The sequence below is a fragment of the Segeticoccus rhizosphaerae genome (assembly GCF_005222685.1).
Taxonomy (GTDB): domain Bacteria; phylum Actinomycetota; class Actinomycetes; order Actinomycetales; family Dermatophilaceae; genus Segeticoccus; species Segeticoccus rhizosphaerae.
Genome location: NZ_SWMA01000009.1, coordinates 56,650 through 77,641, shown reverse-complemented (window position 1 = coordinate 77,641; position 20,992 = coordinate 56,650). Strand labels below are relative to the sequence as shown.

The 20,992-nt window shown below is 67.7% G+C and carries 21 protein-coding genes; 13 read left to right on the top strand and 8 right to left on the bottom strand.

Features of this window, described 5'->3' with window-relative positions; translation table 11 throughout:
- Window positions 1–147 precede the first annotated feature (147 nt).
- Window positions 148–780, bottom strand: coding sequence for a TetR/AcrR family transcriptional regulator (locus tag FCN22_RS08880; RefSeq protein ID WP_202911483.1), 633 nt, complete (start codon window positions 778–780; stop codon window positions 148–150).
- A 270-nt stretch (window positions 781–1,050) separates the two neighbouring features.
- On the opposite strand from FCN22_RS08880, the gene FCN22_RS08875 reads away from it, so the two are divergent.
- The 5 genes from FCN22_RS08875 (at window position 1,051) to FCN22_RS08855 (ending at window position 4,536) form a co-directional block, all read left to right on the top strand.
- Window positions 1,051–1,821 carry an SDR family NAD(P)-dependent oxidoreductase gene (locus FCN22_RS08875; protein ID WP_137121189.1) on the top strand — a complete coding sequence of 257 codons (771 nt, stop codon included), beginning with the start codon at window positions 1,051–1,053 and terminating at the stop codon, window positions 1,819–1,821.
- A 124-nt stretch (window positions 1,822–1,945) separates the two neighbouring features.
- Window positions 1,946–2,503 carry a peptide-methionine (S)-S-oxide reductase MsrA gene (gene msrA / locus FCN22_RS08870; RefSeq protein WP_137121188.1) on the top strand — a complete coding sequence of 186 codons (558 nt, stop codon included), beginning with the start codon at window positions 1,946–1,948 and terminating at the stop codon, window positions 2,501–2,503.
- 162 nt (window positions 2,504–2,665) lie between these two features.
- Window positions 2,666–3,268, top strand: a complete 603-nt coding sequence (locus tag FCN22_RS08865; RefSeq protein ID WP_137121187.1) for a sulfite oxidase-like oxidoreductase — start codon at window positions 2,666–2,668, stop codon at window positions 3,266–3,268.
- Window positions 3,268–3,990: an FAD-binding oxidoreductase gene (locus FCN22_RS08860; RefSeq protein ID WP_137121186.1), complete on the top strand. Its 723-nt coding sequence runs from the start codon at window positions 3,268–3,270 to the stop codon at window positions 3,988–3,990. The genes FCN22_RS08865 and FCN22_RS08860 overlap by 1 nt, the downstream gene beginning before the upstream one ends.
- Before the next feature lie 81 nt (window positions 3,991–4,071).
- Window positions 4,072–4,536, top strand: coding sequence for a DUF5709 domain-containing protein (locus FCN22_RS08855; protein ID WP_137121185.1), 465 nt, complete (start codon window positions 4,072–4,074; stop codon window positions 4,534–4,536).
- Window positions 4,537–4,603: 67 nt separating this feature from the next.
- On the opposite strand, the gene FCN22_RS08850 is transcribed toward FCN22_RS08855, so the two are convergent.
- A complete protein-coding gene (locus FCN22_RS08850) occupies window positions 4,604–5,248 on the bottom strand; it encodes an RNA polymerase sigma factor (RefSeq protein ID WP_162308166.1) in 645 nt (214 codons plus the stop codon).
- A gap of 460 nt (window positions 5,249–5,708) precedes the next feature.
- Window positions 5,709–6,017 carry a GNAT family N-acetyltransferase gene (locus tag FCN22_RS08845; protein ID WP_137121183.1) on the bottom strand — a complete coding sequence of 103 codons (309 nt, stop codon included), beginning with the start codon at window positions 6,015–6,017 and terminating at the stop codon, window positions 5,709–5,711.
- A 387-nt stretch (window positions 6,018–6,404) separates the two neighbouring features.
- On the opposite strand from FCN22_RS08845, the gene FCN22_RS08840 reads away from it, so the two are divergent.
- From FCN22_RS08840 to FCN22_RS08825, 4 genes are all read left to right on the top strand, one after another.
- The gene (locus FCN22_RS08840; RefSeq protein WP_162308165.1) at window positions 6,405–6,890 is read left to right on the top strand and encodes a peroxiredoxin family protein; all 486 of its coding nucleotides are present in this window, start codon (window positions 6,405–6,407) and stop codon (window positions 6,888–6,890) included.
- A gap of 50 nt (window positions 6,891–6,940) precedes the next feature.
- On the top strand, window positions 6,941–8,182 hold the full coding sequence (locus FCN22_RS08835; RefSeq protein WP_137121181.1) for an MFS transporter: 1,242 nt from the start codon (window positions 6,941–6,943) through the stop codon (window positions 8,180–8,182).
- 150 nt (window positions 8,183–8,332) lie between these two features.
- The gene (locus FCN22_RS08830) at window positions 8,333–9,259 is read left to right on the top strand and encodes an NADP-dependent oxidoreductase (RefSeq protein ID WP_238384620.1); all 927 of its coding nucleotides are present in this window, start codon (window positions 8,333–8,335) and stop codon (window positions 9,257–9,259) included.
- 100 nt (window positions 9,260–9,359) lie between these two features.
- Entirely contained in the window at window positions 9,360–10,388 is a 1,029-nt protein-coding gene (locus FCN22_RS08825) for a patatin-like phospholipase family protein (protein WP_137121180.1), read from the top strand.
- Here FCN22_RS08825 and FCN22_RS08820 read toward each other — a convergent pair.
- The gene (locus FCN22_RS08820; RefSeq protein ID WP_137121179.1) at window positions 10,371–10,991 is read right to left on the bottom strand and encodes a TetR/AcrR family transcriptional regulator; all 621 of its coding nucleotides are present in this window, start codon (window positions 10,989–10,991) and stop codon (window positions 10,371–10,373) included. The two genes, FCN22_RS08825 and FCN22_RS08820, sit on opposite strands and share 18 nt — an antisense overlap.
- Before the next feature lie 168 nt (window positions 10,992–11,159).
- Here FCN22_RS08820 and FCN22_RS08815 point away from each other — a divergent pair, with 168 nt between their 5' ends.
- On the top strand, window positions 11,160–11,783 hold the full coding sequence (locus FCN22_RS08815; protein WP_137121178.1) for an NADPH-dependent F420 reductase: 624 nt from the start codon (window positions 11,160–11,162) through the stop codon (window positions 11,781–11,783).
- A gap of 15 nt (window positions 11,784–11,798) precedes the next feature.
- Here the strand turns inward: FCN22_RS08815 and FCN22_RS08810 are convergent, their stop codons facing one another.
- Entirely contained in the window at window positions 11,799–12,224 is a 426-nt protein-coding gene (locus tag FCN22_RS08810) for a hypothetical protein (RefSeq protein WP_137121177.1), read from the bottom strand.
- A 354-nt stretch (window positions 12,225–12,578) separates the two neighbouring features.
- Window positions 12,579–13,778 (bottom strand): MFS transporter, encoded by a 1,200-nt coding sequence (locus FCN22_RS08805; protein WP_137121176.1) that lies wholly within the window; start codon window positions 13,776–13,778, stop codon window positions 12,579–12,581.
- Window positions 13,779–14,031: 253 nt separating this feature from the next.
- Here FCN22_RS08805 and FCN22_RS08800 point away from each other — a divergent pair, with 253 nt between their 5' ends.
- Window positions 14,032–14,901, top strand: a complete 870-nt coding sequence (locus FCN22_RS08800) for an EamA family transporter (protein WP_137121175.1) — start codon at window positions 14,032–14,034, stop codon at window positions 14,899–14,901.
- Window positions 14,902–14,961: 60 nt separating this feature from the next.
- Here the strand turns inward: FCN22_RS08800 and FCN22_RS08795 are convergent, their stop codons facing one another.
- Window positions 14,962–15,720 (bottom strand): trypsin-like serine protease, encoded by a 759-nt coding sequence (locus FCN22_RS08795; RefSeq protein WP_137121174.1) that lies wholly within the window; start codon window positions 15,718–15,720, stop codon window positions 14,962–14,964.
- 168 nt (window positions 15,721–15,888) lie between these two features.
- Between FCN22_RS08795 and FCN22_RS08790 the strand changes: the two genes are divergently transcribed.
- Both FCN22_RS08790 and FCN22_RS08785 read left to right on the top strand, forming a co-directional pair.
- The gene (locus FCN22_RS08790; protein ID WP_238384619.1) at window positions 15,889–16,344 is read left to right on the top strand and encodes a VOC family protein; all 456 of its coding nucleotides are present in this window, start codon (window positions 15,889–15,891) and stop codon (window positions 16,342–16,344) included.
- 43 nt (window positions 16,345–16,387) lie between these two features.
- On the top strand, window positions 16,388–17,293 hold the full coding sequence (locus FCN22_RS08785) for a VOC family protein (RefSeq protein ID WP_137121173.1): 906 nt from the start codon (window positions 16,388–16,390) through the stop codon (window positions 17,291–17,293).
- A 644-nt stretch (window positions 17,294–17,937) separates the two neighbouring features.
- Here FCN22_RS08785 and FCN22_RS08780 read toward each other — a convergent pair.
- Window positions 17,938–20,856, bottom strand: coding sequence for a tetratricopeptide repeat protein (locus tag FCN22_RS08780; RefSeq protein WP_137121172.1), 2,919 nt, complete (start codon window positions 20,854–20,856; stop codon window positions 17,938–17,940).
- Window positions 20,857–20,992 lie beyond the last annotated feature (136 nt).

Here is a 20,992-nt window from a genome sequence, read left to right as displayed (position 1 = left end):
ACGTGGAGAGATGGGCCTTGGACAACGACGAACGCAGCCCCGCCGGCCCCCCAGCGGCCGGAATGAGCCCAGCCCCTCGGCGCTCGGCGGCCGCGGTGCGAAATGTGACCTGAAGTGGGTACCACTTAACGGGCGCCCGCGGCGGCCTCAGGCGGCCTTTTCGGCGTACGAACCGATGTGTTCCAGCGCCATGTTCAACGACACCTCCATCGGGGATGCATCATGCGCCGCCTGGGACAGCAGGTATCCGCCCTGCAAGGCGGACATCAACCCGGTGGCCAGGCGCCCGGTGTCCGCGTCCGGTCGCAGCGCCCCGCTGGCCCGCATGCGGTCCAGCGCACCCTTCATCAGCATCTCCCAGCTGTTGAAGTGCTCCGTCAAAGCAGTCAGTGCTCCCTCGTCCTCGTCGGCCAGCTCACTGAGCAGCGATCCCAGGGCACAGCCGTGCGCCCCGCGACGCAGCTGCACGCGATTTACGGCCGCGTCCCGCCACCGTTCGAGCCCTCGCATGGAGTCAACGCGACCGAGCAGGGCAGCTTCACGTTCGAGGATGGCCTCCGCCCGGCGGGCGATGACCGCCGCCACGAGTGCTTCCTTGTCGGGGAAGTGATGGTAGAGCTGGGACTTGCTGGAGCCGGTGGCCGCCCTCACATCGTCAAGACGGGTGCGGTTGACCCCGTGAACCCGGATGAGCTCGTCGGACGCCTGCAGGATGCGGGCGCGCGTGGCTGCACCTCGCGCTGTCAGTCGTGGGGGTCTCTGACCCTGGTCACCGGGCACGTAAAGACCATATCCGCCGGACACGACACTCGCATAGGGCCTGACCACCCGGTCCACTACAATTCCACGCTCCCACCCCAGCGGGAGGGGCAGCGCCCATCCCGAAGCGGCGTGGGGCACGTCGACCTCCGCTCATGCAACAGCCGCGGACAAATCGGATCAGCACGGTAAGGAACAGCCTCCGCTCGGCACCTACCTCCACAGCTTCATGCAACGAAAGAGACTGCCTCCACACATGGAGCGACAGGAAACCAACCGGAGGTTACAGCAATGTCTGACCGTTTCGTAGGGCGCAAGCTGGTCGTCACTGGCGGCAGCAGCGGCATGGGGTTGGCCACCGCAGTCACCGTTGTCGCAGAGGGCGGCTCCGCTGTCCTCGTCGGACGGAACCAGGCCAAACTGGACGAGGCAGTCCAGACATTCGGCGGCAGTGGTCAGGTGGCGACCTTCGCCGGTGACCTGAACGACCCGGCTCAGGTCGAAGCGATGGTCGAGGCCATCGCACGCGACCACGCGGATACCAGCATGCTGGTGAACTCGGCCGGGTTCTTCATCCCCAAGGGCTTCCTCGACTACGACCTGGCCGCTTACGACTCCTACATGGACATCAACCGCGGCACATTCTTCCTGACCCAGGGCGTGGCTCGGCTGATGATCGCCCGCAGTGGCGGGTCCATCGTCAACATCGGCTCCATGTGGGCGCACCAGGCCCTGGCGGCCACTCCCTCATCCGGTTACTCCATGGCCAAGGCCGGCCTGCACGCTCTGACGCGCAACCTGGCGATCGAGCTCGCAGGCGAGCACATCAGGGTGAACGCGGTGGCACCGGCAGTGGTCGCCACGCCCCTGTACGAGGGCTTCCTGCCCAAGGACGGCCTCGACGACACGCTGCACACCTTCGACAGCATCCACCCGTTGGGCCGCATCGGCACCGCGCAGGACATCGCAGCCGCCGTGGCGTACCTGCTCTCCGACGACGCCAGCTGGGTGACCGGAAGCATCGTGAACGTCGACGGCGGCATCATGGCGGGCCGCAATTGAGCGGCCTCGCCGCGTTGGCCTGTGCAGCAGCGACGGGTGGTGGCCACGAGCGCTGGCTGACATCGGCACCAGACCACGGGGTCGGACACCAGGACGGCCTCGCCCTAGTCAAGGAGGACCAAGCATGACGACCACCCGTGCAGGCGCGGACCCCACTGCGACCACCGACCCCAAGGCCCAGGTGGCCATCTTGGCCGGCGGCTGCTTCTGGGGAATGCAGGAGCTCGTCCGCAAGATGCCGGGCGTGCTGCGCACCAGGGTCGGGTACACCGGCGGCACGGTGGCGAACCCGACGTACCGAAACCACGACGGGCATGCGGAGGCCATCGAAATCGAGTTCGACCCCGACGTGCTGCCGTTCCGGACACTGCTGGAGTTCTTCTTCCAGATCCACGACCCGTCAACCCTGAACCGTCAGGGGAACGACCTTGGCACCAGCTACCGGTCGGCCATCTTCTACACCAACCAGGCGCAGCGCACCGACGCGCTGGAGACGATCGCCGACGTCGACGCGTCCGGTCTGTGGCCTGGCCCCGTCGTCACCGAGGTCACGGCCGCGTCCACGTTCTGGCAGGCTGAACCGGAGCACCAGGACTACCTGCAGCACGTCCCGCACGGGTACACGTGTCACTTTGTCCGACCGGGCTGGAAGCTGCCGAGACGCGCGCATTCCCCGGCATAGGGCCTGGCAACCGAGAAGGCTCCGTCGGCGCGCACCGGACGCAACCCAGCACGCGGACACGGATGCGCTGGACACGGTCATACATCCAAAGGAGAACCGTCGAGATGAGCGCGCAAACCGTGCCCGTCCTGACCCCGACGACGAAAGGCAGGTAAGGAATCCATGCCAGTCACGCGAGGATTCACCCGGCGCGACCGCAGCGACCCCCGGCTACCCCCCGGGCAGTACAACACGGGGGACGGCTGGCCGGTCCTGAGCTACGAGCCAACACCTCGGCTGGACACCGCCACGTGGACGTTCACGATCGACGGACTCGTTGAGCGAACCCAGACGTGGTCCTGGGCGGACCTGCACAAGATGCCGCCGTCGACATACCAAGGCGCCATCCACTGTGTGACCACCTGGTCGAAGTTCGACATGACGTTCGACGGCGTCTCAGTCGACACGCTGCTCGACCTCGCCAGCCCCCGACCGGAGGCCACCTTCGTCATGGCCCGCTCACACACCGGGTACACCACCAACCTTTCCCTGAGCGACGTGACCGGGGGCAAGGCGTGGGTCGCTTGGGCGATCGACGGGAAACCGTTGCCGGTGGAGCACGGCGGCCCGGCCCGTCTGCTGGTCCCGCACCTCTACTTTTGGAAGAGCGCCAAGTGGGTCTCCGGCCTGACCTTGATGGACCACGACGAGCCCGGCCTGTGGGAACGGAGCGGCTACCACGACCGGGGTGACCCGTGGCTCGAGCAGCGCTACCAAGGCGACTGATGGACCGGCTCGTCTCCACGGCCATCCCTCCCGTGCAGCCGTGGCAACTGGCGACGATCGTCGCGGTGCGCCAGGAGACACCGAACGCGAAGACATTCCAGCTCAACGTCGCTGGCCCACACAACTTCGTCGCCGGCCAGCACTTCATCATCCGCTTGACGGCCGATGACGGGTACCACGCGCAGCGGGCGTACTCGGCCGCGTCGCCACCAGGCCAGGAACCTCTCGAGATCACCGTCGAGAGGTTGCCCGGGGGAGAGGTGTCGACGTTCCTGCACGACGGGGTGGACGTTGGCGACATGGTGGACATCCGCGGGCCCATTGGCGGTCACTTCGCCTGGGACGTCTCCGCGCCGATCCTCGGCATCGCCGGAGGCAGCGGCGTCGCCCCGTTGATGTCGATGCTGCGGGCAGCACGAGCTGCAGGCCGGTCCGACTACATGACCCTGGTCGTGTCCGCACGGTCACCGCGAGATTTGTACTACGCCGACGAGATCACGGGCCCCCGCACCCGCGTGGCGTACACGCGCACCGCCCCGCCGGGCGATCCCCGAGGGGTAGGCCGGTTGACCATGGAGGACCTCGCGCCAATGGTCCATGTCCGTCAGCAGGCGTTCGTCTGCGGTTCACCAGCGTTCTGCGATGCCGCGACCATGCTGCTCGACTCGTTGGGTGTACCGGCGTACGACATCCGCGTGGAACGGTTCGGCCCGTCCGGATGACCCGCCAGTTCCGGACCCCCGACCGCGGCGGGGCGCGGGTGAAGCTTTCGAATCCAAGCGGGCACACGAAGGGGAACAGCCATGACACCTCATTTTGACTCCGACGGAATCTCCGCCACGGACGCCGGCGACTACGGGCTGCTGCGGCCCCAGGAGAGCTGGGACGACGACGAGTTCGACGGCGACGACGTCGAAACCGGGTACTCACCCCCCGGCCGCGCCCGGGGCTCCCTCGACTGGGGAGTGACGGCGAGGGAGGCGGCCGGGCACGAGTCGCTCGACCAGCGCCTTGCCCGTGAGGTGCCCGACACCTCGCTGACCCAGGACGACGGTGACGGCCTGGGCGACACCAGCGACACCGACGGTGAGCTGATCGACGATCAGGTCGGGGCGGCACGCGCCGGCCGTCTCTTGGCCCATGACGTCGACGACAACGACGCTCGGTCGGACTATTGGGCCCACGACATCGGGATCGACGCAGCCGGTGCCTCCGCCGAGGAAGCGGCCGTGCACATCATCCGGGACGACCTCGAACTCGAGGAGTAGCCGCCCGCCCGCGGCCGGTACAGGAGGCGGGGCGACCGACGGATGACTCGGCCGGGGGAGTTGCGGGCTACAGGCTCGGCAGCCCGTGAACGAAACCTCGCTCAGCGAGGTGACGGCGAAGGTTCCGGCGGGCGTGGAACATCAGCTGGTAGATCGCATTGCGGTTGGACCCGAGCTGGGTGGCGAGCTGTTCGATCGACGCACCATGCACCACCACGCCGAGGAACACGTGACGCTGTCGCTCGGTCAGCGAGGTGTCCATGGCTGACATGACCGCCTGTTTCAAGGCGATCGCCTCGGCCTCGGCCTCCGGTGTGTTGGCGCGGGGGCAGGGCAGGCGGTCCCAGTCTTGCGAGTTCAACCCATGGACGAGGCTGCGGCGATTGTGCTGGCGGATCTTCACGCGAGCTTCGAACGTCACGAAACTTCGGGCCCACGTGGTGAACTTGCTGTCGCCGCGGAAGTCCGGGATGCGCCTCATGATGGACACGAGCGCATCCGCCGCCGCTTGGTGGGCCAAGTCGTCCCGTTCCGCGCCGGACAGTCGCGAAATGTCTGAGCGACGCCCGATCTCGCTGCGTGCAGCCCGCAGCAGATAGGTGTACAGGGCGTCCGCGGCGCGCTCTCGGGCGGGCCCTGGCTGGGTGAGCGCCGCCGTCCACCGCGCGTTGTCCCGCGTGCGCTCCTGGTCAACGCTCGAGGAGTCCTGCACGTCCCCGCAGGGCCGCGTGCTGTTCGTCCTTGCACGTCCGTGCTCGTCAGCCAATGTGCGGGCAGCGCCCGGGGCCTTCTGTTCAACTGGTCTATTCAGTCCAATTACGGCACCGTGACCTGACGGGGCTACGTGCTCGAACTTGGGGTGCGGAGCTACGAAGGTAAAGGACTGCATAGTCCAAAACTACTGGTTTGGTGGGCTGTGTCAACTCCGTGGATGGGCTCACATTGCGTTCTGTCGGAAGCCCGCCACGCCGGGGGCCCGCGCTGTCGCGCTGCGACATGTTTGGACCGAAAGGTTCAGTCCGTGCGGAGCGGGAAGCACCGCCTGCCGCCCCTCAAGGCGTCGTCCCGGTCACGCCGACGGTGATGTCGTGAGAGGTGACGCTGTCGACGGCCACCCTGGCGAACGGTGGTGTCCAGTCGGCATACCCGGTCATGGTCCGCCGCCGGGCAGGTCAGTCGGTGACGCGGCTCGGTGCCACGCCGTAGACCAGGTCGCGGTACTCGTGGTGCTTGCCCAGCCAGCTCCGCACGAAGGGGCACACCGCCAGGATCTTGCGCTGACCCTGGTCGCGGATGTCGTCCAGCGCTCCCTGCACCAGCGCACCGCCAACTCCTTGACCCTCGTAGGCGGGATCCACCTCGGTGTGCTCGATGATGATGATCGAGGTCGTGATCTGGTACACGCTGTAGCCGGCCACCGTCTCGCCGATGCGAGCCTCGTACCGGGACAGCGCCTTGTTGTCGACTACCGTCACATCCATCGGGTCTCCTCCAACCGTTTTGACCGTCATCGTCGCGAGGCGCACCTGTCCAGCCATCCAATCCAGCTCAGCGGCAGGGCAGCCCGCCTCGTCCGCGGGGTTGGTGTTCGCCGGCCGGGCCATCTCTCCCCGGGTGCATCACCGTTCCATCCCTCCGCTGTAGTGGCACGTGTCACCTCCGTCAATGCCGGTGAATGCGGACCTCTCTTGGCTGACGGGCCCGGTAAGACGATCAGCACAGCGGGCACCAACGCCACGTCAGCCCACGAACCGCCCGCGACCTCAGCGTCTGGCGTGGGGCCGAGCCTCGACGGAGTCAGCAGGTCGGGGCACGTCGACGAGGGCGTCATGGCAAGTGGGACAGCACCGAGCAGCTGGAGGTCACCGATGTTGCCGAATGGTTCGCCGTTTCCGCAGTTGTCACTGCCGACGCCGGGAGGGGACGAGCTGGTGCTTCCCGCTGCGACGCAGGGAGGCTACGCCGTCGTGCTGGTGTACCGGGGCGCGTGGTGCCCGTACTGCGTGGGACAGCTGCGGTCTTTCGCCACCCGGCACGACCTGCTCATGGCTGAGAACATCACAACCGTTGCCTTGTCGGCCGACTCCCGCGCCACGGCACGGCAGACGGTGCAGGACCTGCACATCCCCTTCGCCGTCGGCTGCGAGGCCGACGTCCCGAAGGTCGCCAAGGCTCTCGAGTGCTACACCGACCCCGACATGACGTTCTTCCAGTCCTCGGGCTTCGTGCTCGACACCGACGGCAACATCATGCTCTCGCTCTACTCCTCGGGCCCCATCGGCCGGCTTGGGCCGGCCGACGTGTCGGGGTTCGTCAACAGACGTCGCGACAAGAACGGGGCCACAGCGTCATGAGCATCCGAGCGCGCCAAGCTCCCGGCCCCTTGCGCACGCCGACACCTGCCATGGACACGACCCGATCGACCGAGCGCCACCGGCTGGCGTTCGGTTCTGCGATCGCCGCCCTGGCGATCTCGTTCGCCGCCAACGCTGCCCCGGTGCCCCTGTACAACATCTACCGGAGTCAGGACGGCCTCACCAACGAGGGAGTGTCGCTGGCCGTCGTCGCGTACTCCTTGGGCACCATCGCGGCACTCCTGCTGCTGGGGCGCCTGTCGAACCACTGGGGCAGACGACACACCGCCATCGCAAGCCTGGTCCTTGTCGTGCTTGGCTGCCTGATGCTGCTGGATGTACACCAGTTGGGCACGCTCGTCGCCGCTCGGCTGCTGATGGGCGTGGGCTCCGGCATCGCGAGCACCGGAGTGACCGCATACATCGTCGACACGGCACCGGCGCGGCCCGCGTGGCTGGCTTCGGTCGCCTCCAGCCAAGGACCCATGTTCGGCCTTGCCGTCGGCGCAGTCGGCTCAGGCGCCCTCGTCGAGTTCGGTCCCTGGCCGCGCGGGCTGGTCTACGTCGTCATCAGCGCCCTGCTCGTCGTGGTTGCTGGGCTCATCGCGGTCAGCCCCGAGACCGTGAACCCGACGGTGGGCTGGCGGTCTCTGCGGCCTCGGGTGCGCCTGCCCGCCCGGGTCACCCACCTGGTTCCCGCGGCGTCGGCCGTGTTCTTGGCCACCTGGGCGATGGGGTCGTTCTACCAGGCACTGGTGCCCGCCGTCGTGGAAGACCAGCTGCACACCGCAAGCCCGCTCGCGCTCGGCCTGGTGTTCGCCTCGTACATGGCGTCCAGCGCGTTCGGTGCCCCGCTCGCAGGGCGCTTCGCACCGGCGAACGCGCAGCGCATCGGCATGCTCGCGTTCCTGGTGGCCATCGCCGGCATCATCACGGCCATCTCCTTCGGCCGGCTGCTCCTGTTTATCGCCGCTACCGTCCTCGCCGGAACCAGCCAAGGGGTCGCGATCAGCGCCACGGTCCGCGGGCTCCTGTTCGGCAGCACGGTGCCGGACCGAGCCCCCATCTTCAGCATCATCTACCTGCTGTCCTACAGCGGCGCAGCCTTCCCGAGCCTCGTTGCCGGCGGGCTCACCGGCATCGTGTCATTGCCGACGATCGCACTCGGGTACGGCGGCCTCACCCTCGCCGCCACCGCCTTCACTGTCGTCGCGGCACGCGCGCCCGGCATGACCGAGCAGGCCCAAAAGGGGCGCTCTGAGTCGTTCGGGCACCGAGAAACGACGCTGTGAGAAACGCCAACGGCACCCTGGGGCGACGTTCACTTGGCCACGTGAACACCATCCACGGCGCGACACTGGAGGAGACCATCCTCGGCGTTCTCCTAAGCGCTGACCTTCTCGAAGCACCAACTCACAACAAGAGGCACCTACCAAAAGGAGATGAGTTCCATGAAGGCGATCGTGGTGAACGACCAGGCTGCTGGGTTGGCCGGGATGACGCTGACTGAACGACCCGAGCTGCCGGCGGCCATCAACGATGTCATCGTCCAGGTGCATGCGTCGGGGTTCTTGCCGACGGAGATGGAGTGGCCTTCCACGTGGACCGACCGTGCAGGCCGTGACCGGGCGCCCTCCATCCCCGGGCACGAGATGGCTGGGCTGGTGACTGCGCTCGGCTACGGGACGACGGGGCTGACGCTGGGACAGCGGGTGTTCGGGATCACCGACTGGCACCGTGACGGGACCCTCGCCGAGTCTGTCGCCGTCGAGGCCCGCAACCTCGCCCCGCTGCCGGGCGACGTGGACGTCACGGTCGGCGCGAGCCTTCCCATTTCTGGCCTGACCGCCTGGCAGGGGTTGTTCGACCACGGGCGCCTGCAGGCCGGCCGGAGCGTCTTGGCTCACGGCGCCGCGGGCGCGGTCGGGACGATGGTCACCCAGCTCGCACGCGAGTTCGGCGCCTACGTCATCGGCACCGGTCGTGCTGGTGACCGGCAGAAGGTGCTCGACTACGGAGCTCACGAGTTCGTCGACCTGGAAAACGATGCGATCGAGGACGTCGGCGGGGTCGACCTGGTCTTCGACCTCATCGGCGGCGATGTCCAGAAGCAGTCCGCCGACATCATTCGGCCCGGCGGAGTGTTGGTGTCGGTTGTCGGTCCGGTCGAGGCGCGCCCGGCCGACGGACGCGCAGTCGACTTCGTCGTCGAGTCCGTCCCTGCCCAGCTGCGTGAGATCGCCCAGCGCGTGAGGGACGGACGGATCCGCACGAACATCGGCCAGGTCGTGCCCATCAGCGAGGCTGTCACAGCGGTCAACTCGACCGACCGGCGCAGGGGCAAGCTGGTCATCGCCATGACCGACTGAAGCGAAGGGTCGATCCACCGGCGGCAGCACCCGATGGCCCGAAGTGACGTTGTTCCACGATTCTGAGGACGTGGTCGCGTGGCGGTTCTACCGTTGTGGGGTGACCGGTCTGAACGCTGATCTGGTTCTCGAGGGTGGCGGTGTCAAGGGCATTGCCCTCGTCGGGGCCATCAGCATGCTTGCCGAACGCGGCTATCAGTTCCAGAAGGTGGCGGGCACCTCGGCCGGGGCGATCGTCGGGGCGTTGGTGGCTGCCGGCCTTCCCGCCGCCGAACTCGAGGAGACGATGCGCTCCTTGGACTACGAGAGCTTCCGGGACGAGAGCCCACTGGACCGGCTGGGTCCGCTGGGGAAGGCCACCTCATTGCTGCTGGAGTCCGGGATCTATGAGGGGGAGTACCTGCGAGCTTGGCTGGGTGACACGCTGGCGGCTCATGGGGTGCGCACGTTTGCCGACCTGCTCCTTGAGGACCCTGGAAGCGACCTGCCGGCCGAACGGGCCTACCGGTTGGTGATCATGGCCTCCGACCTGTCCCACCGCCGGTTGCGCCGGCTGCCGTGGGACTACCCGATCTTCGGCATGCCGTGTTCGGACGTCCCGGTCGTGGACGCGGTTCGGGCATCGATGTCCATCCCGTTCTTCTACGAACCGGTCAAGCTGCGCGACGAGACGACCGGTGAGGACACGTGGCTGGTCGATGGCGGGATGCTGTCGAACTTCCCTGTCGATGTTTTCGACCGCACCGATGGTGTGCCGCCGCGGTGGCCGACGTTCGGCATCAAGCTGTCGGCACGTGCCAACGCCTTGGCGCAGCAGGAACCGCCGGTGCGTGGGGCGGTCAGCATGACGCGGGCGATGGTCTCGACGATGACCGGGTTCTTCGACCACCTGCACCTGGACGAGCCGAGCACCCTGGCGCGGACGATCTTCGTGGACACGCTCGGAGTGCGCTCCACCGACTTCTCCCTCGACCATGACACCCAGCAAGCGCTGTTTGCCTCGGGCCAGGACGCAGCCCGCACGTTCCTGGACGGCGATGACAGCCAGCCGGGCTGGGACTTCGCACGATACGTCGCGACCTACCGTTCTCCAGACACAGCAGCCGCCGGGCTAGCTGATGCGCCCTGACGCTTGCTCCCGTCGCTGGTCATCGCAGGCTGTCGCGGGGATGGCGTTGTCGATGAGGGCGGAGGCGATGGCGGCGGCGGTGGGAAAGGCGTCGGCGTCGAGGACCCGGGTGCGGGCCGCGGCCCCGTCGATGAGTAGCGCGAGCTGCTCGCCGAGCCGTTCAGGGTCGGCAGCGCCGGCTTCGCGGGCGGTGTCGGCGAGCCGCGTGGCGACGGCTTTCTTGTAGTCGCGCGCGTACTGGGACGCAGGGTGCTGGGGGTCGTGGAGTTCGACGACGGCGGCGATGTAGGGGCACAGTGGAGTGGCGCGCGGGATGTCGAAGGCGGCGAGGAGCCGTTCGCGGGGTGTGAGGTCGGTGCGGTCGAACACGCCGGACAGAACGGAGGGGTCGAACCGGCGCAGGTACTCGGCGACGAGTTCATCCTTGCCGGTGAAGTGCTGGTAGGCCGTGCGCTTGGACACCTGGGCCTCCGCGCAAAGCTGATCCATGCCGGTGCGGTTGATGCCCTGCTCGCGGAACAGCTGCTGGGACGCGCTGAGGATGCGCTCGCGGGCGCCTCGACCGCGGCGGCGGCCCTTGGGCCCCTTCTCCAACTCCGTCATGACTGCATGCTACCCCAAGTGGGTAACGATCGGTGTACATAGCTTGCGCCCCGGCCCTCCAAGCGATAGCGTAAGCACACAGAGCAGTTTACATAAAGTTCAGAGCTCATCACCTGCGCCACGGCCGCCAGCCAAACCGCACAACCCACAACCCGGACAGGACATCTCATGAGCAACATCAGCATCATCGGCACGGGGAACATGGCCCGCACCATCGGCGCACTGGCGGTGGCAGGCGGCAACACCGTTGAAGTCATGGGCCGCGATCAGTCCAAGGCTGCTGACCTGGCCAAGGTTCTCGGCGGCGGCGCCACGACGGGAGAGTGGGGCACCGCCCCGCGCGGGGACATCGTCATCGTGGCCTTGTTGTCCGACGGTGTCGTGCCGGTCGTTGCCCACTACGGAGACGCTCTTGCGGGCAAGGTAATCGTCGACATCAGCAATCCATTCAATGCCACGTTCGACGGGCTGGCCCACCGTGAGCAGACCTCAATCGCGCAGGAAGCCGCCAAGGCGGCCCCGGCCAGCGCCAGCGTGGTGAAGGCCTTCAACACCATCTTTCGTCAGGTCCTCGAGAAGGGTCAGCCCGATGTCTTCCTCGCCGGCGACGATGCGCAGGCCAAGGCAAGTGTGGAGACGTTCATCGAGAGCCTCGGACTGCGCCCGCTGGACGTCGGCGGCCTGAAGATGGCGCACTGGCTGGAAGGAGCGGGCGTGCTCACGGTGGGCCTCGCCAACAATGGAGTGGGGAACTTTGACTTCGCCCTCAGCATCACTCAACTGCCCGCCTGAGTAGACGGGTCCCCGCTACACGCCTTCGGCCCTCGGGGTGGCGAGAAGCGCGCTGATGTCGTGGTGGTTCAAGTAGAGGAGAACGCGGTATCCGTCCGGACCGGATCTCACCAGAAGGGTCGAGGAAAGCTCGACGGTCCCGCTGTCACGCTCCGCAGCCCATTCTCCCGCCACCAGAACGTGCTGGTCGTCCAGACGCAGCTGGCGCGCGTCCCGACGCCGCACGTCCCGCACACCCGCATCGGCGAACATCGTGCGGCGAGCAGGCAGCGAGGCAGCGAACTGCTCAGCTGTTATCGCCACCGCGTAGCGTGGATCCAGAGCCAGGAAGGTGGGGGCGAAGAGCTCGCCCGGGCGGCCGTCGGGGTCACCAGCGCGGGCGTCGAAGTCATCCAGGAACGCGCTGATGGCAGGTTCGAGGCCAGTCCAGCGATTGCTCATAGCTCGGTCGCAATCCTTTCTAGCAGCGGAACCGCGGCTGCCAACCGCTTCCGTTCGGCTTCGGTCAGCGCGACGAGGACTGCTTCGATCCGTACCCTAACCAAGCTGAGTTTGGCACAGGAGCACGACGATCGAGATCGACAGCCGGCCACGGGGCCAGGGCACCGAGCTTCGATTTCGGCATGCTGGCCTGACACCCCAGCTGGCTTGCTGGGACGACTGAGTGGCCGCGTGGAACCACTTCCTGTCCAGCATCGAGCTCCTCGCCAGGACTGGCAGGGGAACGCCATACGGCTCCTGAGCTCTTCGCCTGCCAGGACGAGGCCGGCTCCTGCTCGTCGGAGGGGACCGACGTCAGTCGGCGGCCGTGGCAACTGGATTGGTGAGCCGGGTGTGGAGCAGTGCGGCGCTGAGCGCGACCAGCAACCCAGCGGCGACGGCGACGAGGAACCCGGTCCGGGGGCCGTGGGTGTCGGCGACCTGGCCGACGACCGCAGATCCGGCGCCGTACCCGAGGTTGAGACCGGTCACCAGCCAGGCCAGTCCTTCGGTGAGGACCAACCGGTCGACGGTGCGTTCCACCAGTTCGGTGGCGGTGATCAGCGTAGGGGCGACACCGAGCCCCATGACGAAGGCGCATGCCGCCAGCGCAGGCACGTTGGGCGCGAGCCACAACAGGATCGGCAGGCCGCCGAGCAGCATCGCTTGTCGCCGGTACCGCTGAAGTACCGGAGCGATGCGTGCTCGCGCGCCGTAGATGAAGCCGGCGGTTGCGCTGCCGAGTGCGAGGCAGGCCAACACCGCCCCGCTGAGCGCGCGTTGTCCCTGCTGGCTGCAGAACGCCACGATCATGATTTCGGCGCTGGCAAACACCATTCCCATGGCGACGGCCCCGGCCACGCGCAGCACCATGCCGCGGGTCCGCATCGCGGAGCCCGACCGCGCACTCGAGGTGTCGTGCACCGGGGGTTCGGTGCTGTGCAGGCCGCGCAGCCACACGGCGCCGAGCGACACCAGCAGCGCACCCAGCAAGAGGGGCAGGACCGGATCGAGCGTGGTGGCGATGGCGGTGGCGACCAGTGGCCCGGTGGTGAAGATCAGCTCGTCGAGGGTGGCCTCCAAGGAGTATGCGGTGCTGAGCTCGGGGCGTCGGCCCCACACGTGCGACCAGCGCGCCCGCACCAAGGACCCGACCGCGAGGTAGGAGAAGCCGGAGACGGCGGTCGGTCCGACGAAGGACCACTGCGGGAACCCGGCTTCGATCAACACTGCCAGCGCGACCGTTGCGACGACGTGTACCGCGGAGGCGGGTACGAGGGTCCTGCTTTGGCCGAACCGGTCGACCAGACGGGCCAGCACCGGGTTCCCGACGCCGTTCGCGGCGACGTAGACGCCGGTGAGCAGGCCGGCGAAGCCGTACTCTCCGGTGCGGGCCGAGACGATCAGCACCAAGGCGATCGGATAGATGGCAATGGGCATGCGCATCACGAACGATGCAGCGCAGAACGCGACCGTTCCCGGAGCGCGGAACGCGGCGCGGTAGCCCGCTAGCATCGGGAGCCCCAGTCATCCGCCGCCCGACTGTCGCACAGAGCAAAGTCGAGGCGCCAGGGCACGCTGCATCTTCTCAGGCCTGCGAACTGTCCCATCGTCCGGCCCGGATAAGCGTGAATCCACGGCACAGTTGGTCATCGGTCGAACGCGAGCGCCATCTCGTCGCAGCACCGTGTCCTGCTCGAGAGCCACCAACTGGATGTGACGGTAATCTCCGTCAGGCGATGCAGATGGCTTTGCAGGTGGCCCAGAAGTGAGCGGTAGCGCGCTCGCTCTGGTCCTCACGGCTGCCATCTGTCACGCGCTCTGGAATGTCGCGGCAAAAGGGGTTCGCGGTGATGGCTACCTGTTCGTGTGGTGGTACGACCTCTGGTCGACCCTGCTCTGGGTGCCGGTCGGTATCGCCCTGTTGGCTCGAGCCGGATGGCCGTGGTCCTGGGGTTTGCTGTTCGGGCCACTGGTGTCTGCGGCGGTTCACATCGTCTATCAACTGGCGCTGCAGACCGGCTACAACCGGGCCGACCTCGGAGTCGTCTACCCCGTCGCGCGAGGCGTCGGTCCTCTCCTGACCATGGCGGCTGCCCTGGCCGCCCTCCATGAACGGCCAGGGCGGACCGGCGTGCTCGGCGCCTTGGCGATCCTGCTCGGCATCGTCGTCGTGACCGGTGGTCGCGGCGGCCCCGACCGACATCGCGCCATGCTCGGCGTGCGTTGGGGCGTCCTGACAGGGGCCGCCATCGCGGGCTACACGCTGTGGGACGACCACGCGATGACGTCCCTGGCCCTGTTGCCCGTCACCTACTTCGCGTTCGGCAGCGCTTGTCAGACCGCCATGCTGAGTATCGGACTTCACCGGCACGACACGTCGAGGCTCGGGACCGTGCTGCATCGGCACTGGCGGCAGGTCGGTGTGGTCGCGGTCCTCTCACCTCTGGCCTACATCTTGGTGCTCGAGGCAATGCGCACGACCCCCGTCTCGCTGGTCGCGCCGGTGCGAGAATCGAGCATCGTCATCGGTTCGCTCCTGGCGTGGTGGTTGTTCAAGGAGTCGGATCCGGTGCGCAAGGTGATCGGCGCGGGCGCGGTCCTGCTGGGGATCGGCCTCATGGTGGTCTCCGGATGACGATCGAGGCCAAACGTGCGTGGCGCTACCTTGCCCCACGCCGGTGCTTCGCTCCCGACCTCAGGGCAGCGTCACGTAGTCGGAGAGGAACGCCCGTGCGCTTGCCGTGTCGAGGCGGTAGTCGACGTTCGTGGCGCGACAGATCGCGTCGCCGGTGATCGTGGTCGCCGCCACGAGGTCGGTGTCGCCCAGGAAATTGGGTCCGCCGGAGTCGCCGTAGCAGGTGCCGCCGTCGCCCGTGGCGGGGTTCATCGACAGGCGCAGCCAAGCCTTGTTGACCGCGTCGAGGCTGCCCTTGGTCACCATCCGCACGTCGTTGTAGAGATAGCCGTGGCCGCCGGGACCGCTCGTCACTTCATAGGCGCCGTAGCCCACGGAGGTGAACTCCTGTCCCTGCTTGAGGCGGGACAGCGATTCGGCCTTGGGCAACTGCGCCGGGGTGATGCCGGTCACCGGCTGTTCGAGCGTCACCACGGCGATGTCGTGCGGGTCGTTCTGCTGGTGGGTGTACTGCGGGTCGGCGTGGAAGGTCCCGGCATACACCGGGTCACCGTCCTGGTATGCCGTGTCGAACGTGATCCGCACCTGCTCGCCTTCGCCCTCGCCGCAGTGTGCCGCTGTGAGGAACACGCTCGGCGCGATGAGCGTGCCCGAGCAGTAAGTCCAGGTGCCGTCCGAGTAAGCCTGCTCTGCGACGAGTCCTCCGACGTTGGGGTGGCCGTTCCCGTCCGGGTGGCCGTTGGTGATGGCAGCCGCCGGCAGGGCTGTCGCGGTGAGGCAGGCCAGGCTGGTGGCTCCGATGACGAGGCGTCGAATCATGCGAGACATCATGGCGGGTAGCGGCCGTTCGCGCCAGAGGTCGGGTGCCACGCCAATTCTTCCTGCGGGCCCCATTCAAGGACGACGCGCTGTGTGCGCCCACCCTCGGGTGCCGCAGCCGAGCCTGAGGGTCGGAAGTTTCGTGAGCGGGCCGGAGTTGAAGCTGTCGTGAGCGATGACAACACCGGTGTGAAACAGCTGCGATTGGTGATCCATGCCGAGGACTACGAGGGGACGTTGCGATTCTTCCGTGACGTTTTGGGCATGTCCGAGCAGGAGGCGTACACCGGCGATGCAGGCGCGCAGGTCGCGATCCTCGATGCTGGCCGGGCCACTCTCGAGATCGCCAACACCGCCCAGGTGGAGATGATCGACGACGTCGAGGTCGGCCGGCGAGTCTCGCCGCACTTGCGGCTCGCGCTCGAGGTCGATGATGCCGCGGCGGCGGCCACCGCGGCCGTCGGCGGTGGTGCGAGGGTGGTCGCGCCGCCGACACCGACGCCGTGGGCCTGGCTCAACGCGCGCCTCGACGCTCCCGGCGGCGTGCACCTCACTCTGTTCGAGGAGCTCGGCCCGAACACGGCTCAGCCGGGCCGTACGCCGGGGACCTCCGAGGCGGAGTAGGTAGTCTGCATCGCAGGCGCCTCGACCTGAGAGGGACACCCGGATGACAAACCATCCCCGCCGCATTGACCACCTCGTCCTCGCCGTTCACGACTTGGACAGTGCGGCGGGCTTCTACGACCGCCTGGGCTTCCAGGTCGGCGCACGCAACCGTCACCCGTGGGGCACGGAGAACCACGTGATCCAGTTCGCGTCGTCATTTCTCGAGCTGATCACGGTCGCCGATGCCGAACTCATCCCTGCGCACGCGCCACACTCGTTCAGCTTCGGACAGTTCATCCGGGACTACCTGTCCACACGTCAGGGTCTGGCCATGGTCGCCCTCGACAGTGCCGACGCGGAGGCGGATGCGGCCGACTACGCACGCGAGGGCATCGGTGACTATCAGCCGTTCACCTTCGAGCGCTCGGGCCGCGCAGCCGACGGGACCGAGACCCACGTCGCGTTCACCCTCGCGTTCGCCACCGACGAGCGGCTGCGGCACGCTTCCTTCTTCGTCTGCCAGCAGCACCATCCTGAGGCGTTCTGGAGCCCACCGCTGCAGCGCCACGGCAACGGGTCCACGAACGTCTCCGGCGTCTGCCTGCGCGTCGAGCACCCGGCCGACCACTCCGGCTTCTTGCGGGTGTTCACGGGTGGGCGGCCGTCGGACGACGGACGTCTCTACGGGCTCGAGCACGGCGGCCGCCTCGAGCTCGAGTCGACGGCCGGGCAGAACCGGCTCGCCGGATTCACCGGGTTCACTGTCAGTGTTCCTGACCTCGGCGCGACGGGGCGACAACTCGCCGCAGAGCGCATTCCGTTCGAGGACTCTCCCCACCGCATCGTGATCCCCCCGGACCAAGCTTTCGGTGCAGAGATCGCATTCGCGAACGCGCGACTCCGTAGCAGGCCACGCACACTCCCTGCTCCCGGAGGGCCGAGCGGGCACGGGTCGCTGAGTCGCTGAAAGCGCCACGCAGCGGTGGACCGCTTCGTCGACGTTGCGCGGCCACCGAGGTTGGCGCCCAAATCGAGGCGCTGTCCGAGCACGGGCCCAACATCGGCCCCGAGTGGCACCCGGATCAGAGTCAGGTGGCTCAAGGGCGGAGGGGGTCCAGTTCGAGCCGGAGCACGTAGGTCATGGCCGCTGCGTGGTCGTCGGCGCCAAGAAGTAAGCGTGGGCCACGAAGGTGCTCCGGGTCTGGTCTGTGGAAGAGCCGCGCGCCGCCGCCCTGCCGGAGATGGGCGAGCTTGTGCGCGCGGGTGGCCTCGGGGCCGCTGCTGTGGGCGTGAGCCGTTCCCGTGGAGCCCCCCACGCTCATGAACGTGATGAGGGCCGCGGCAACGCCGCACGTGATCCTGCCGGGCCGTTTGGGCTCACTGGTGAGGTTCATGGTGTGCCTTCGCCTGTGAAGTTCCGCGGCCCTGCCACGCAGGTGAGTGCTGGTCTGCAAAGGGGCGGTCGGCAGTCTGCGGAACTGCGCCTGACGCAGGGACGTGTGCATGGTGTTGGCTCGTCATCGGGCCTCCTGGCTGGTGGTGACAGAAGCCTGCCCCTCACCGCGGGGGAAGATGCCGGGGCCGCAGGCGCAAACGCCGGGGAGCCTGCGCCTAGCGCGTCGGGTTCGCCGTGAACTTCCGGTAGAGCGCAGTGGTGGCGGACCCGGGCGCGACGCCGAGCTCGGTGTGCAGTCGTTCGGTGAGGTCTCGGTAGAGCTGCGCCACGCGGGCTCGTTCGCCCGCTTGCCCCAGCACGGTCATCAGCCCCCGGTAGGCGTCCTCGTTGAACGGGTCGAAGGCGATTGCTCGGCGATAGACCGGTGCGGCTTCGCCAAGGAGGTGCGCTTCGAGCAGCAGCCGGCCGAGGGCCAACAGTGCCGCGCGGTTTCGCCCGCTCAGTTCGTCGCGGCGGGACAGCACCCAGGCGGCAGAGCTGCCGGGAAGGAAGTCGCCGGCATAGAGGTCGGTCGCTCGGCGCAAATGACGGCGCTGTGCTTCGTCCTTCGAGTTTCGCGCCGCTCGAAGCTCATCCATGAATTCTGCGACGTCGTAGCGGCACTGGCCGCGCGCGTCGAAGCGGTAGACCCCTTGCGCATATACCAACCATTGGGGCTCTTCGAGGGCACGGCGCAGGTCCCGCAGGGCGGTGTGCAGTGCATTGCGCAACTGATGGGACGGGGCCTCCGGCCACAGAAGTTGCCCGAGCTGCTCCTTGGTGCGTGGGGTGCCGTCGGCGAGGAGGAACAACAGCTCGCGCGGCTTGGCGTACCACCACTGGGAGGAGGGAAGGTCATGTCCAGCGATCCGCACACGCGAGGTCCCGAGCGCCTGGACGTCCAGGCGTCGACGGTCGACGCGGACGTCGTCCTTGGGCTCGTCGGCTTCATCGGCCTCCGAAGGAGGTGGATCCGGTGAGCGATCGGGCAGCGGCAGCAGGCCGCGTGAGCAGTCGAGCAGGTCGTCCAGCCGGCGCCCTCGTCCAGCCTCCAGGGCTGTCGCGAACCGGCCGCCGAGGCCGCGGGCCAGTGTGGACGTGGTAACGGCTACATCGTCGCGTTCGACCGGCGCGACCGGTGCGCCGATGTCCTGACGTAAAGCGGTCGCTGCACCGAGCAGAGCAGCGGCTCGCTCGGGCCCCGTGCCCGCGAGCGTTGCCGCTAGGTCCTCGAGGACAGCAGCAGTCCGCCAGCGGTCACCGAGCTCGCGGTGGCCCTTGAGAGCCTCGAGTAGTCGATCGCGAGCCTCATCACGTCGTCCCTGCTTGCACGCCACGAGCCCGAGTTGGTGCTGACACCATGCGACTCCCTCGCGATAGCCGATCCCTCGTGAGAGTTGGTGGCATTCGGTCAAAAGCCGCGTCGCGGATGTGAGGTCGGCTCGATACCGCGCCACGACGCCGCGGCTCAACAGAGACCAGACGAGACCCTCGGTGTCACCCAGTGACTGGAAGAGCGGCCCCGTGCTGGCGCACAGCTCGTCCGCGCCGTCGAGGTCGCCTTGCAGCCATGCGACGAAGCCAAGGTAGTTGTCCGACCGAGCCACCGCGCGTGTGTCGCCCCGGCGTGTGGCCAGGTACCGACTCTCGGCGTACAACCGTTGTGCGTCGGCGTATCGTCCTTGTTCTCTGGCCACGCTGCCGAGGGTGAGCAATACCTCGGCGACCCCCTGGTTGTCATCCAGTTGGCGATAACGCTGCAGGCTGCTGTTCAGCCGGCGCTGAGCCATTTCGTAGTCACACTGCAGGAAGGCCAGGGTCCCGCTGCCGCGCAGGGCCTCGGCCAGGACCTCAACGGGTGCGTTGCCGCCCACCTCGACCGCCCAGTCGAGCCATTGACGGCCTTCGCGGTAGAGCCCGCGCAGATAACAGAGTGACCACAGTGCGGCGGCCAGCCGCACACCGAGCAGGTGCTCGCCCCTGGCTCGCGCGAAACTCAGGGCGGCACGCAGGTTGCTGCCTTCTGCCTCGAGCCGGCCAAGCTCAGCCAGTACGCCCTCGCCGGTCAGCCGCGGCGCCGACTCCTCGGCCAGGCACGTGAAGTACTCCAAGTGAGCCAAGCCGGTCGCGTCCAGCTCCCCGCTGTCGACGAGTTTGCGGCGTCCACAGTCGCGCACCGTGCTGAGCAGCCGGTAGCGGACGATGTCTCGACCGCGGGTCACCTGCAGCAGCGACTTGTCCACCAGCCGGCCGAGCAGGACGACCACCTCGGCGGCGTCCGGCGCAGCGACGATGGCGGTCGCGGCAGCCAGGTCGAAATGGCCCGGGAAGATGCTGATGCGTCGGAACAACTGCCGCTCCTCGGGACTGAGGAGGTCGTGGCTCCACTCCAGGGTCGCACGCAGGGTGCGGTGGCGATCCGGCCCCCGGCGTCCGTCGTCGCTGAGCAGATCCGATGAGCGGTCGAGAGCGTCGGCGAGTTGCGCTGTCCCCAGCACCCGGACCCGCGCTGCGGCCAGTTCGAGTGCGAGCGGTATGCCGTCCACCCGCCTGCAGATTCGCAGGACTGCCTTGGCGTTGTCCGCTGTGAGCTCGAAGTCCCCGATCAGGTCTCGACAGCGCGCCACGAACAAGTTGGCCGCACAGGCCTGCTGCAAATTGTCGGGCGTCAGGGCCAAACCTGGTCCAGGCATCTGCAGCGGCGCGACGACCTGGATGAGCTCGCCTGGAAGGCCGAGTCGTTCACGGCTCGTGGCCAGGACCGTGAGCCCGGGGCAGTTGGTGAGCAGCTCGGCACAGAGTTGGGCGCTGGCATCGAGGAGCTGGTCGCAATTGTCCAGGATCAACAGCGCTGATCGCACCTCAAGTTGTTGGATCAGGTCATAGGTACTTCCTTGCGTGGAGCGCCCGGCGATGCCAAGCGCCTCCGCGATCGCCGTGCCGACGGCCGGAGCATCTGTCACCGGTGCGAGGTCGACCCAGTGCACCCCGTCGACGAAGGACGAGGCCGTCAGAGGTGCAACCGCGATCGCTATGCGTGTTTTGCCGACGCCGCCCGGGCCGGTGAGAGTGACGAGCCGACTGTGCTTCAGCAAGTTGGTTGCCTTGGCAACGTCGTCGACACGACCCACGAGCCCGGTGAGCGGCACCGGCAACCTGGACCCTGACGGCGCCGGCCGAATGGCAGTCGTCGATCGGTGCTCGGCCACGGCCGAGACCCGAACAGACCGC